Here is a 12,720-nt window from a genome sequence, read left to right as displayed (position 1 = left end):
TGATAACTTTCCTTACAATTTCTCGACTACAGTCTGCCCCATGCCTGCCCAACTCAAGCGTCGCCTGTTTATTTTCCTGTTGATCGTCCTGCTGATTGCCGGGGGCTTTTTTGCCGAGTGGTTCTTCAAGGGGCGGTTTTATGAAAGCACCGACAACGCCTATGTCCAGGGCGAGATTACCCGTGTGTCCAGCCAGTTGGGTGCGCGCATCGACCAAGTCTTGGTGCAGGACAATCAGCACGTCGAAAAAGGCCAGTTGCTGATCAAGCTCGAAGGTGATGACTTTCACCTCGCCGTCGACCGCGCCAGCGCAGCGCTGGCCACTCGCGAAGCTGAACGCCTGCAGGCACAGAGCAAACTGATTCAACAAAGCAGCTTGATCGCGGCGAGTGACGCCCAAGTCGCGTCCAGCCAGGCCAGCCTCAGCCGTTCGCAGATTGATTTGTCGCGCGCAGAGACCCTGCGCAAACCGGGCTATGTGTCCGAAGAGCGCGTGACCACCCTTTCCGCCGACAACCATATTGCTCGCTCGCAAGTGACCAAGGCCCAAGCCGACGCGCAAGGTCAGCGCCAACAAGTCAACTCCCTGAGCGCCGAGATCAAACGCCTCGACGCGATGATCGCCAACGCCAAAACCGACCTGGCACAAGCGCAACTGAACCTGACCCGCAGCGAAATCCACGCCCCCATCAGCGGCCTCATCGGCCAGCGTGCCGCGCGCAATGGCCAATACGTGCAGGCCGGCGCTTATTTGCTGTCGATCGTGCCGGACCAGGACATCTGGATTCAGGCCAATTTCAAGGAAACCCAGATCGGCCATATGCAGCCCGGCCAGAAAGCCGAACTGACGTTTGACGCTTACAGCGATACGCCGATTGAAGCGCGGGTCGACAGCCTGTTCGCCGCCTCGGGTGCGCAGTTCAGCCTGCTGCCACCGGACAATGCCACCGGCAACTTCACCAAAGTCGTGCAACGGATCCCGGTAAAACTGACCTTTGCCGCTGACAATCCACTGCAGGGCAAGATCCGCCCGGGCATGTCGGTTACCGCAAAAGTGAACATCAAAGACGCCCCTGACAATGGCCGGTGATCAACTGATCCGGCCTGTCGGCGAGCCGAGCCGACGGGACTGGATCGCAGTGACGAGCGTGATGCTCGGCGCCTTCATGGCCGTGCTCGACATTCAGATCACCAACTCTTCGCTGAAGGATATTCAGGGCGCACTGTCAGCGACGCTGGAAGAAGGCTCGTGGATTTCTACGTCGTACCTGGTCGCGGAAATCATCATGATTCCGCTGACTGCGTGGCTGGTGCAGTTGCTCTCCGCGCGCCGTTTGGCGGTGTGGGTCTCGCTGGGCTTCCTTGCCGCATCCTTGCTGTGTTCCATGGCCTGGAGCCTGGAAAGCATGATCGTTTTCCGCGCCCTGCAAGGGTTTACGGGTGGCGCACTGATCCCGCTGGCGTTCACCCTCACGCTGATCAAGCTGCCGGACCACCATCGCGCCAAAGGCATGGCGATGTTTGCAATGACAGCCACGTTCGCGCCCTCCATCGGCCCGACGCTGGGCGGATGGCTGACGGAAAACTGGGGCTGGGAATACATTTTCTACATCAACATCCCACCGGGCCTGATCATGATTGCCGGTTTGATGTACGGCCTCGAGAAGAAAGAAGCGCACTGGGAATTGCTCAAAAGCACCGACTACACGGGCATTCTTACGCTGGGTGTGGGGCTCGGTTGCTTGCAGGTGTTCCTGGAGGAAGGTCATCGCAAGGACTGGCTGGAATCGAACCTGATCGTGACCCTGGGTAGCATCGCACTGATCAGCCTGATCACTTTCGTGATTGTGCAGACATCCAAACCCAACCCGCTGATCAATCTCGGCATCCTGCGCAATCGCAATTTCGGTTTATCGAGTATTTCCAGCCTGGGCATGGGTGTCGGGTTGTACGGCTCGATTTATCTGTTGCCGCTGTACCTGGCGCAGATCCAGAACTACAACTCGCTGCAGATCGGCGAAGTGATCATGTGGATGGGCGTGCCACAGCTGTTTTTGATTCCGCTGGTGCCCAAACTGATGAAATACATTTCGCCGAAATGGCTGTGTACGCTGGGCTTCGGGCTGTTCGGGCTGGCGAGTTTTTCTTCGGGCGTGCTCAACCCGGACTTTGCCGGACCACAGTTCAATCAGATCCAGATTATCCGCGCGCTGGGCCAGCCGCTGATCATGGTCACCATCTCGCTGATCGCCACCGCGTACATCTTGCCGCAGGATGCGGGGTCGGCTTCAAGTCTGTTCAACATCTTGCGCAACCTCGGTGGTGCGATTGGCATCGCCCTCCTCGCCACGTTGCTGGACGCTCGAACCAAGACTTACTTCGATTATTTGCGCGAGGCAATTGTGCCAACCAACCCCCAAGTGGCCGAGCGCATGGCATCGATGACCGATCGGTTTGGCAGTGAGACAGCGGCACTCGGCAAGCTCAGCGAGATTGCGCACCAGCAGGCCTCGATCATGGCCTACAACGATGCGTTTCATTTTGTCGGGATAGCGCTGGGCATCAGCATGGTCGCGGTGCTGCTGACCAAAGCGTTGCCGGCGGGGATCAAGGCTGGGGAAGCTCATTGAGACCGAGTTGCCCCTATCGCGAGCAGGCTCGCTCCCACAGGGGGTTAGGATGGACACAAATCATGTGGACACCCTCAAATCCCTGTGGGAGCGAGCCTGCTCGCGATGAGGTCATGCCTGGCACCGCAGATATCAGACAGCGATCAACCGTTCGCGCAACTTGCCGATCTCATCACGCATCTGCGCCGCCGCTTCGAACTCCAGGTCGCGGGCGAGCTGGTACATTTTCTCTTCCAGCGCTTTGATACGTTTGGCGATTTCGCCTGGCGAGCGCAACTCGGCTTCGTACTTGGCGTTTTCCTCGGCGGCCTTGGCCATGCCTTTGCGCTTCTTGCTGCGCGAGCCCGGCACCGTAGCGCCTTCCATGATGTCGGCCACATCCTTGAACACACCCTTGGGCGTGATGCCATGTTCCAGGTTATAGGCGATTTGCTTGTCGCGACGACGCTCGGTTTCGCCGATGGCACGCTCCATTGAGCCGGTAATCCGGTCGGCATAGAGAATGGCCCGGCCGTTGAGGTTACGCGCCGCACGGCCGATGGTCTGGATCAGCGAGCGCTCGGAACGCAGGAAGCCTTCCTTGTCCGCATCGAGAATGGCCACCAGCGACACTTCCGGCATGTCCAGGCCTTCACGCAGCAAGTTGATCCCCACCAGCACATCAAACGCGCCCAAGCGCAAATCACGAATGATCTCGACCCGCTCCACGGTGTCGATGTCCGAGTGCAAATAACGCACCCGCACACCGTGATCGGCCAGGTAATCGGTCAAGTCTTCAGACATGCGCTTGGTCAGCGTGGTGACCAGCACCCGCTCCTCCAACGCAACGCGCTTGCCAATTTCCGAGAGCAAATCGTCGACCTGAGTCAGCGCCGGACGGATCTCGATTTGCGGGTCGACCAGGCCAGTCGGGCGCACTAATTGCTCAACCACTCGGCCCGCGTGTTCAGCCTCGTAATTGCCCGGCGTCGCCGAGACAAAAATCGTTTGTGGGCTGATGCCCTCGAATTCGTCGAAACGCATTGGCCGGTTATCCAGCGCCGAAGGCAAGCGGAAACCGTACTCCACCAGTGTTTCTTTACGCGAGCGGTCACCTTTATACATCGCGCCGACTTGCGGCACGCTGACGTGAGATTCGTCGATGACCAACAAGGCGTCGGCCGGCAAATAGTCAAACAAGGTGGGCGGCGCTTGCCCGGATTCGCGGCCGGACAGGTAGCGGGAATAGTTTTCGATGCCGTTGCAATAACCCAGCTCCAGAATCATCTCCAGGTCAAAACGGGTGCGCTGCTCAAGGCGCTGGGCCTCTACCAGTTTGTTGTTGGAGCGCAGGTATTCCAGACGCTCCTGCAGTTCGGCCTTGATCCCTTCGATAGCGCCAAGCAGTGTTTCGCGAGGCGTCACGTAGTGGCTTTTAGGGTAGAACGTGAAGCGCGGCAGCTTGCGAATGACTTCGCCGGTCAATGGGTCGAACGCGGACAAACTCTCCACTTCATCGTCGAACAGCTCGATACGAATGGCCTCAAGGTCCGATTCCGCCGGATAAATGTCGATCACATCACCGCGCACCCGGAACGTTGCACGAGCAAAATCCATGTCGTTGCGGGTGTATTGCAGGTCAGCCAGGCGACGCAACAACGCACGCTGATCGAGCTTGTCGCCACGATCCACGTGCAGCACCATTTTCAAATAGGTTTCCGGGCTGCCCAAGCCGTAAATACACGACACGGTGGTGACGATGATCGCGTCTTTACGCTCCAGCAGCGCTTTGGTTGCAGACAGACGCATCTGTTCGATGTGGTCGTTGATCGAGGCATCTTTCTCGATAAAAGTGTCCGACGACGGCACATACGCTTCAGGCTGGTAGTAGTCGTAATAGGAAACAAAGTACTCAACGGCATTGTTCGGAAAGAACGCCTTGAATTCGCCGTACAACTGAGCAGCCAATGTCTTGTTCGGCGCCAGCACCAGGGTTGGGCGCTGCACCTGCGCAATGACGTTGGCAATACTGAAGGTCTTCCCCGAACCGGTAACACCAAGCAGCGTCTGGTGTGCCAGCCCGGCCTCGATGCCTTCGACCATCAGGCGAATGGCTTCCGGCTGGTCGCCGGCGGGCTCGAAGCGGGTGACAAGCTGGAATTCAGACATGAAGGACCTCTGATTTCACCCCTGCCCGATCAAAACCGGACAGGAACGAGAAAGACCGCAAACGACAGACGTCGCTCGAGGAAAAAACTGGATTGTGCTCAATGTGGAGTCGATTGCCTTCGCTTTCAAGGCAAACGTCCTACATCCATTAAAGTCTTTGACGATGCCTTTCGACTAACGGTCGAAAAATAATCCGAAAAACTTACCTTAAAATCCGAATCGTCTGTCGCCATCAATCGGTGATGGCCTCTATACTAGCTCCCCGTTTGTGCACCGCTCTAGTGCATTCGGCTGGAGCGCGACACGTCCCTCCACACTCCATTCAGAGCCGCCGCAAAAATGAGCCTGTTCTCCGCTGTCGAAATGGCACCACGCGATCCAATCCTGGGCCTCAACGAAGCATTCAACGCCGATACCCGTACCAACAAGGTCAACCTGGGGGTCGGTGTGTATTGCAACGAGGAGGGGCGAATTCCACTCCTGCGCGCCGTTGTCGAAGCCGAGACGATTCGCGTCGCTCAACACGCTTCCCGTGGCTACTTGCCGATCGATGGCATTGCCGCCTACGACCAGGCCGTGCAAAAACTGCTGTTTGGCGCTGACTCGCCACTGATCGCTGCCGGCCGCGTCACCACCACCCAAGCGGTCGGTGGTACTGGCGCACTGAAAATCGGTGCCGACTTCCTCAAGCAACTGCTGCCGAACGCCATTGTAGCAATCAGCGACCCGAGCTGGGAAAACCACCGCGCGCTGTTCGAAACCGCCGGTTTCCCGGTGCAGAACTACCGCTACTACGACGCCGCGACCCACGACGTTAACCGTACCGGTTTGCTGGAAGACCTCAATGCCCTGCCGTCCGGTTCGATCGTCGTGCTGCACGCCTGCTGCCACAACCCGACCGGCGTAGACCTGAGCCCGGGCGACTGGAAAAATGTCCTGGAAGTGGTAAAAGCCAAGGGCCACGTGCCGTTCCTCGACATGGCCTACCAGGGTTTTGGCGATGGCATCGATGAAGACGCCGCAGCTGTACGTCTGTTTGCCGAGTCGGGCCTGACCTTCTTCGTCTCCAGCTCGTTCTCCAAATCGTTCTCGCTGTACGGCGAGCGCGTTGGCGCGTTGTCGATCGTCAGCGAATCGAAAGAAGAAAGCGCCCGCGTACTGTCGCAAGTCAAACGCGTGATCCGCACCAACTACTCCAACCCGCCGACTCATGGTGCGACCATTGTCGCTGCCGTGCTGAACAGCCCGGAACTGCGCGCCAAGTGGGAAGAAGAACTGGCCGAGATGCGCTTGCGCATTCGCGGCATGCGCACTCAGATGGTTGACCTGCTGGCCAAAAACGCTCCCCAGCGTGATTTCAGCTTCGTTGGCCGTCAGCGCGGCATGTTCTCCTACTCTGGCCTGACGGTTGAGCAAGTGACCCGTCTGCGCACCGAGTTCGGCATCTACGCACTGGACACCGGCCGCATCTGCGTCGCCGCGCTGAACCAAAGCAACATTGACGCTGTGACCAAGGCCATCGTTGCGGTGATCTGAGTCGTTGCTGGATACGAAAACGGGAAGCCAATCAGCTTCCCGTTTTTTATTTGTCTCAGATAATTCTCAAAGCAACAGCTGCGCCCTCTAAACTCCACACAAATCAAATGTGGACGCCTATATGAAGAACGATGACCTACGCGCTGACCGCGATGAGCTGGACCATTTCGTGCCACGCACAACCACCAAACGCGGCAACAACCTGGTATTGCAAGTGGCAGCCGGCGTGTTTCTCGGCGGTCTGGCGCTGTGGCTGGTGCAACTGGGCGCGACGATGCTGTATGCCAAATTGATGCTTGGCACTGTCACGTTCGGCGGCTAAGGCAGTTCAGTCGCACGCTGGCTGGCGGCATCGTCAAAAGCGACGTAAAGCGATTCGGCGACCTGGCTCTTGATCGCCTTGGCGCTTTCCAGGCCCAAGACAAAACCTTCAGCCTTGCCACCTGCGCGGTTCAGCTCGTCAGCAGTGCTGGCCTGGGTGATCGCGTCGAACAGCTTCTCGGCGTGCGGACCGACGCCTTTGGGCAAACTGATTTGGGCAATGCTCATGCGAACACCCCGTTGGTGTGAGATGAACGTGTCAGTTGATTCATGGCGCATACCTTTTCGGCGAATGGCCGGCAGCGCGTGTAACCACTTCCGGGCGGCCATGGTAGACCGCTGAGACGATTCTGGTAACCGCCAATGGCCGATAAACCACCGCCGGTCTTCACAAAACACCCAAACCACCAACTGATGCTTGACTTCTCTTTTTGAATCAGTAACATACACACCATTCCGCGATAGCTCAGTTGGTAGAGCAAGTGACTGTTAATCACTGGGTCCCTGGTTCGAGTCCAGGTCGTGGAGCCATACAAGGTTTCAGAGAAGTTTTCCAGAATCTCTGAAACCCTAAAAAAACCCGCCTTATGGCGGGTTTTTTGCGTCTTGCCCTCTCGATTCGCCAGCCCATCAACTTGCTCGAGCCTCATGCACCATCCGCTGTAACCAACCGAGCGGCTGCTCAATACCAAATAGCCGGTGGTAATCCTCATGCAGTTTGCTACCCGGCAGGCCGCCATGGCGATATTGCAGTGGGGACTGGCCCAGGTATTTGCGAAATAGTCGTGCAAGCTGTTGCCCGTCTCGCAAACCGCCCCGGCGAGCCACTTTATCGACAGGCAAATCACTGTCGAGTAACGCCTGGCGCGCCATTTCAAGGCGTAGCAGCATCAACAGCATCGACGGAGTAAATCCGGTTTCCTCCTTCACCTGGCGACGTAAATGGCGCTCGCTGATGTTCATCTGCCGCGCCGAGGTTTGCATGTTCAAGTCTGCATCCATCTTCTCAAGCCACCAACTGCATAACTGGAAGGTCGCCCCGCGGGCCAACGACACACTTTGCTCGGCGGGCAACAACCGCCGCTGCACAGCGTTACTTCGCTGATCGCGCAACAACAATTTGGCCAGGTCGCTGGAGCTGATTCGTTCATTGGCGGTGTAAAACGGCCCATCAATCTGCAAGCTACTTGAACTGCGCACATCCAGTTCAGAGTGGTATAGCCGAAGCCGATCGATCAATGAACTGTGGGTCGTCACCGTGCGCGAGCGCAACATGCCCGCAGCGGCCAACCAAAAAACGCCAGCCCCCAGCGCTACGACGCGACGAGCGTTGGGTTGAGTGCGCTGCAGCCATTCCAGTACGGGTCGATACAGATGGCGCACCGACTCTTCTGTCCCATGCGCAATGATCAACGTATCGAGAGGCTGCGGCAGAGGGTCGCTGATCGATTGGGTCTTGATCGTAAACAGCGGCATGGACGGTGAACTGAGGTCTTTACCGTCCAGCGAGTAAATGTGCGTGACCAGCGGATTTTGTCCTGAGCCCCCCGCGCAGTGCAGATCGTGCAACGCTTGCAACGCTTCCAGCAGTTTAATCACGTCGCCGATAAAACAACCCGGATATGCAAGAACAACCACGTTTATCGTCTGTTTAATCTCCATCGCAAAATTCATAGGAGACCTACGCCGCTTAGCGCTAGTTGGGAAACAGGAAAGTTCTTGGCCCGGTACATATACATAAATGTGTCGACGCTCATAAAAAACCCCAAACTAAATCGCTGTCTACGCCGGCTGGGCAGAAAGCCGATAGACCGGTGAAATTCACCGTCAATATAACGACGCCAAATTTGCAATTTGCAGCTTATACCTATGTCGAGGCCTGTGTTACCTAATTGATCTACTGTCCGTTTGCGCACCGATTTTGGCCGGCCATGCGCAGATTTCGGCAAAATCTGTTGGAACTTATGAAGTAAGGTTCAAATGGAAAGCGGACACCCGCCTGCGAGTCATTACTATTAACGCACAGTCAGGAGTTTCAAATGTCGGTCAACAAGTTCAAGCAGTTCCGTAATTTGGCAATCGCCAGCGTTGCAGTTGCCCTCTCCGGACAGGCACTAGCAGCTGCCTCAACAACCACTAATATGAACGTCAGTGCCCAAGTGGTAGCAACCTGCTCGCTAACAGCAGCCGACATGGTATTTGGGAACTATTCCGGTTTAGCAATCAGCTCCTCCGCTGCCTTGTCGATAACCTGTACCAATGGGGCGCCTTATACTATCGGACTCAGTGCCGGCAATGCGACTGGTGCATCGACCAGCACCCGTCAAATGGTTAACTCTACGAACTCTACTTCGTTACTCAGCTACGGTTTATATCAAGACACGGGCAGTACTGTCTGGGGGATCGGCGCAGATGCTCTTGCCAATCAAACCGGAAGCGGCGGCGCGCAGACAGTGACAGTGCACGGTAAAGTCCCTGCGGGTCAACTGACCTCTCTGACCGGTACCTATAACGACGTTGTAGTCGCTACCATCAACTACTGATCGGGCACGACAACCATGATTGTTGCTGCTCGCCTTTTCAAGGCATGCGTACTCACTGCGATCTTTTCGCTCGCCTCACAGGCTCACGCTCAAGCGCTGGATATTGCCCCCATCAGTGAGACGCTCGACAGCAACCAGCGAGTGGCGAGCTTTACGCTGACAAACCGTTCCGACAAGGCTACCGAGGTGCAAATCCGGCCGTACAAGTGGGTGCAGAATAATGCGCGGGACGAGCTCACCCTCACGACGGATCTGATGGTGAGCCCCCCTTTTGCAACCATAGCACCCGGTCAGAGCCAAACGATAAGAATGCAAGTTGCGAGCAACACCACCGCGCAAGAAAAAGCCTTTCGTATTGTATTTGATCAATTACCCGCTACTGACGCCAAAGATATCCAGCTCACATTCAGCCTCATTGTACCGGTGTTCGTCAAAGCACCGAGTGGTACGCAACCGCCCTTGGAATGGATGCTTCAAAGAAGAGGTGACCAGCTACTTCTTACAACGACTAACCAGGGCGCGCACCATCTAAGACTTACAAATCTCAAACTGATAGACAGTCAAGGTGAGAGTTTCAAGATACACAGTAATACATTGCCCTATCTGCTAGCTGGCAGTGAGGGACAGTGGGTGGTTTCAGACCCTGCCCATAGTCTGCGCAACGGAATGAAGTTACTGCTGACGACGGGCGATCATATTGAAACTCACGATACGTGGTTAACACTTATACCGTGACTCCGGTCAAGATTTTACGACGGGTTATAGGACTGGGTTTGATGGGGTTAGTAATAACCGCTCAGGCTCAGTCTTTGTTGTTGGGTGTCATCGTAAATGGCCAAGACAAACATATGATCCAATTGTTCGAGGAGCAAGACGGCAAGTTGAGCATGGCTTCAAATGAATTGGCGGACTTGGGCATAAAGGCCAAGGTCGATGGCGATACCCTGCAATCTCTGGATGATCTGGAGAACTGCCACTACACCATCGACTCTGGCGCTCAAGTTATCCATATACAAGTGTCTGACAATGCCTTGATTGCACAAAACCTGTTTACCCCGCCTGTGAAAAAGTCGTCCATCGCACTGCAAATAGACACGGGCGCCGTCGTTAACTATGACAGTCAACTTACCCGCAGCGCAGGCGCCACCAGCACCAACAACCTGGCGACATTGCGTTTATTCGGAGGCCAAGGGGTATTGGAGTCCAGTGCGCTGCAAAGTAGTAATTTGCAAGATACTCATATCGTCAGGCTGGACAGCACATGGAGTAACGCAGACGTGACCACCGCCCGACAGTGGAGTGTTGGCGATTTGGTCACCGGCAGTTTGAGCTGGACCCGTTCGGTACGCCTGTTTGGCGTACAGGCGAACACTCGCTTCGGACTGCGCCCAGACCTGGTGACCTACCCTCAACCCGGCATCAGCTCGTCGGTCGCGGTGCCGTCGACGGTGGATGTGTATGTCAATGGCATGCGGCAGTTGTCAGGGCAGGTTTCACCCGGGCCGTTTCAGGTGACTCAGGTGCCGGTGTCGAACGGTGGCGGAGACATCTCCCTGGTGGTCAGAGATGCCAGCGGCCGCGAGACTTTTCAGACATTACCGTTCTATACAAGCAACCTGATGCTGCGTGAAGACCTCGACTCTGTGAGCCTGGAGGCGGGCAACGTACGCCGCCATTATTCGACGCAATCGGATGACTATGGCCCAGGCGCAGTATCTGCAAGCTACCGCAGAGGGATTACCGACCTGCTCACATTGGAGTCTCACGTTGAGGGCAGCGATGTCTTGGGCATGGGCGGTGTTGGCGCAAATGTGCTTGTTGGGAATATCGGGGTGTTGAGCGGCTCATTGGCTGCCAGCCGCATGAACGGCACTAATGGCAAGCAGTACGGGGTCGGGTTTTCACACGTAACACCCTTGTTTAACGCGAGCATCAGCATGCTCAAGGCAGGCAGTCGTTTTAACGACATCGCCTCGGCAAATGGCGACCAACAACCGGGCACCACCCTGCGTGGCAGCATCGGCGGCTCGCTGCCCGGCATAGGGTCACTGGGACTGGTATTCGCCAAGAAACGCATCAACCTCTTCGACGAGTACAATCTGACGTCAACTAATACGCAAACGTCTTCGTTATCGCTGGTCTTCTCCAGAGCCCTTCCCGGCGGGGTATACGGATCTGTCACTGCTTTTCATGATTTTACCGGCACCACCGGGAATGGAATGTTTTTTGGGCTTTCTATTCCGATTGGCCAAGACGCCAGCGTCAGTCTCGCCAACAGCAACAGTGGCGGTAATAGCGCCCAGACCGTTCAGATCGTGCATAACGCGGTCAATCGCGGCGACATCGGCTGGCGCTATCAGCAGCAACGCGGTGAGCTAAGCAGTGAAGACTTGGGGCTGAGCTACAAATCGCCTTTTGGATTTGTTTCTGCAGAAGCTGAACAAAGTGCGGGGAACACGGCTTGGCGAGTAGGCGCCAGCGGTGCGATCAGTACGCTGGACGGTCACGTATTTGTTTCCAATTCAATTGATGACAGCTTCGCAGTTGTGGATACCGCAGGCATCGCTGGTGTCGAGGTTCTCCAGGAAAACCGTCCGGTGGGCCGTACCAATAACCAAGGGATTCTGTTTATTGAAGGACTACGCGCCTATGAAACCAATCAACTATCGATTGCTGCAGGTGATATTCCGCTGGATATCAACCTCAGCTTTGATCGCCTGAATGTAGTACCGAGCGATCGCAGTGGCGTGATGGCACGCTTCCCCATCACACAAAGCCGTAGTGCGATCATTCGAATACTGGACGGCGCTGGTCAGCCTCTACCGCCAGGAACAGAGGTGACGCTAACAATCAGCGGCGAACATACCAACGTCGGTTACGACGGGGAGTGTTTCATGCAAACGCTGTCGGCGAATAACACTATTACCGCGAAAGCAAAAGACCGTGATCTTTGCCATGCCAGCTTCGACTACACGGCGCAACCCGGCAGTATTCCGAGTATCGGGCCACTCACTTGCCTTTAAGCATCCTATAACGGACCCCATATGATTCGTCACTTACTGTTGATGCTGGCCCTAAGTAGCGCACACGTTCAGGCATCTAATTGCAGTGTCTCCGCCACGCCGCTCAATTTTGGCGCGGTAAAAGGATTGGCTGGAAAAACCGGAGTCAGCACCGCAACGCTCAGTGTCATATGCAGGACGGATGTTGCTACCACGATCAGTTACAGCCTGGCTTATGTAGGCGCTGAGCCGGGCGCCAGCCGAGCGTTGAGTAACGGCTCGGCGCGAGTCGCGTATCAACTATTCGTTTCAAGCACTGACTCCATGCCTTGGAGCATTTCCTACCCTATTACTGACAGCTATGCATTGGCTGCGGGCAGTAGTGTGACGCGCACTTATACCGTGTACGCGAAAGTACAGCCTGGTCGTGATGGCCTGCCTGGGACTTACTCGGATATCGGACAAGTACAGCTGATCTATTAATGTAAAAGCCCCTGAATCGAAAGAGTCAGGGGCTTTATTGTCGCGAGCCTGCAGAGT

General features: G+C 56.0%; 11 protein-coding genes and 1 tRNA gene. 9 read left to right on the top strand and 3 right to left on the bottom strand.

All coding sequences use genetic code 11. From position 1 onward, the window contains the following. The first annotated feature begins 40 nt into the window (after positions 1-40). Both ACQR3R_RS02385 and ACQR3R_RS02380 read left to right on the top strand, forming a co-directional pair. A complete protein-coding gene (locus ACQR3R_RS02385; RefSeq protein ID WP_428270342.1) occupies positions 41-1,090 on the top strand; it encodes an HlyD family secretion protein in 1,050 nt (349 codons plus the stop codon). After that, positions 1,080-2,630: a DHA2 family efflux MFS transporter permease subunit gene (locus ACQR3R_RS02380; protein WP_428270340.1), complete on the top strand. Its 1,551-nt coding sequence runs from the start codon at positions 1,080-1,082 to the stop codon at positions 2,628-2,630. Before ACQR3R_RS02385 ends, ACQR3R_RS02380 begins: the two co-directional genes overlap by 11 nt. 132 nt (positions 2,631-2,762) lie before the next feature. On the opposite strand, the gene uvrB is transcribed toward ACQR3R_RS02380, so the two are convergent. Beyond that, on the bottom strand, positions 2,763-4,778 hold the full coding sequence (uvrB, locus tag ACQR3R_RS02375; RefSeq protein ID WP_428270339.1) for an excinuclease ABC subunit UvrB: 2,016 nt from the start codon (positions 4,776-4,778) through the stop codon (positions 2,763-2,765). Between the two features lie 339 nt (positions 4,779-5,117). Here uvrB and ACQR3R_RS02370 point away from each other — a divergent pair, with 339 nt between their 5' ends. Further along, entirely contained in the window at positions 5,118-6,314 is a 1,197-nt protein-coding gene (locus ACQR3R_RS02370) for an aromatic amino acid transaminase (protein ID WP_428270337.1), read from the top strand. A gap of 121 nt (positions 6,315-6,435) precedes the next feature. Beyond that, positions 6,436-6,636, top strand: a complete 201-nt coding sequence (locus ACQR3R_RS02365; RefSeq protein WP_428270336.1) for a hypothetical protein — start codon at positions 6,436-6,438, stop codon at positions 6,634-6,636. Here the strand turns inward: ACQR3R_RS02365 and ACQR3R_RS02360 are convergent. Then, positions 6,633-6,863, bottom strand: coding sequence for a hypothetical protein (locus tag ACQR3R_RS02360; protein ID WP_428270335.1), 231 nt, complete (start codon positions 6,861-6,863; stop codon positions 6,633-6,635). The genes ACQR3R_RS02365 and ACQR3R_RS02360 overlap by 4 nt on opposite strands. Before the next feature lie 227 nt (positions 6,864-7,090). Between ACQR3R_RS02360 and ACQR3R_RS02355 the strand changes: the two genes are divergently transcribed. After that, a tRNA-Asn gene (locus ACQR3R_RS02355) sits at positions 7,091-7,166 on the top strand. A gap of 99 nt (positions 7,167-7,265) precedes the next feature. Here ACQR3R_RS02355 and ACQR3R_RS02350 read toward each other — a convergent pair. Further along, the gene (locus ACQR3R_RS02350; RefSeq protein WP_428270334.1) at positions 7,266-8,273 is read right to left on the bottom strand and encodes a helix-turn-helix domain-containing protein; all 1,008 of its coding nucleotides are present in this window, start codon (positions 8,271-8,273) and stop codon (positions 7,266-7,268) included. Positions 8,274-8,674: 401 nt separating this feature from the next. On the opposite strand from ACQR3R_RS02350, the gene ACQR3R_RS02345 reads away from it, so the two are divergent. The 4 genes from ACQR3R_RS02345 to ACQR3R_RS02330 are packed head-to-tail and all read left to right on the top strand — an operon-like array spanning position 8,675 to position 12,663. Next, positions 8,675-9,178 carry a spore coat protein U domain-containing protein gene (locus ACQR3R_RS02345; protein WP_428270332.1) on the top strand — a complete coding sequence of 168 codons (504 nt, stop codon included), beginning with the start codon at positions 8,675-8,677 and terminating at the stop codon, positions 9,176-9,178. Positions 9,179-9,193: 15 nt separating this feature from the next. Further along, positions 9,194-9,913: a fimbria/pilus periplasmic chaperone gene (locus ACQR3R_RS02340; RefSeq protein WP_428270330.1), complete on the top strand. Its 720-nt coding sequence runs from the start codon at positions 9,194-9,196 to the stop codon at positions 9,911-9,913. Continuing rightward, entirely contained in the window at positions 9,892-12,201 is a 2,310-nt protein-coding gene (locus ACQR3R_RS02335) for a fimbria/pilus outer membrane usher protein (RefSeq protein ID WP_428270329.1), read from the top strand. Before ACQR3R_RS02340 ends, ACQR3R_RS02335 begins: the two co-directional genes overlap by 22 nt. 21 nt (positions 12,202-12,222) lie before the next feature. Further along, positions 12,223-12,663 (top strand): spore coat protein U domain-containing protein, encoded by a 441-nt coding sequence (locus ACQR3R_RS02330; RefSeq protein WP_428270328.1) that lies wholly within the window; start codon positions 12,223-12,225, stop codon positions 12,661-12,663. The last annotated feature ends 57 nt before the right edge of the window (positions 12,664-12,720 follow it).

Origin of the sequence: Gordonia sp. IEGM753 (genome assembly GCF_050321825.1) — a bacterium.
GTDB lineage: Bacteria > Pseudomonadota > Gammaproteobacteria > Pseudomonadales > Pseudomonadaceae > Aquipseudomonas.
This window is presented reverse-complemented; position numbering and strand designations above follow the sequence as displayed.

Excerpts from the sequence above, each read along its gene's own strand:
- ACQR3R_RS02330 (WP_428270328.1), top strand. The coding sequence starts at position 12,223 with ATGATTCGTCACTTACTGTTGATGCTGGCCCTAAGTAGCGCACACGTT.
- ACQR3R_RS02365 (WP_428270336.1), top strand. The coding sequence starts at position 6,436 with ATGAAGAACGATGACCTACGCGCTGACCGCGATGAGCTGGACCATTTC.
- uvrB (WP_428270339.1), bottom strand. The coding sequence starts at position 4,778 with ATGTCTGAATTCCAGCTTGTCACCCGCTTCGAGCCCGCCGGCGACCAG.
- ACQR3R_RS02360 (WP_428270335.1), bottom strand. The coding sequence starts at position 6,863 with ATGAGCATTGCCCAAATCAGTTTGCCCAAAGGCGTCGGTCCGCACGCC.
- ACQR3R_RS02385 (WP_428270342.1), top strand. The coding sequence starts at position 41 with ATGCCTGCCCAACTCAAGCGTCGCCTGTTTATTTTCCTGTTGATCGTC.
- ACQR3R_RS02380 (WP_428270340.1), top strand. The coding sequence starts at position 1,080 with ATGGCCGGTGATCAACTGATCCGGCCTGTCGGCGAGCCGAGCCGACGG.
- ACQR3R_RS02345 (WP_428270332.1), top strand. The coding sequence starts at position 8,675 with ATGTCGGTCAACAAGTTCAAGCAGTTCCGTAATTTGGCAATCGCCAGC.
- ACQR3R_RS02370 (WP_428270337.1), top strand. The coding sequence starts at position 5,118 with ATGAGCCTGTTCTCCGCTGTCGAAATGGCACCACGCGATCCAATCCTG.
- ACQR3R_RS02340 (WP_428270330.1), top strand. The coding sequence starts at position 9,194 with ATGATTGTTGCTGCTCGCCTTTTCAAGGCATGCGTACTCACTGCGATC.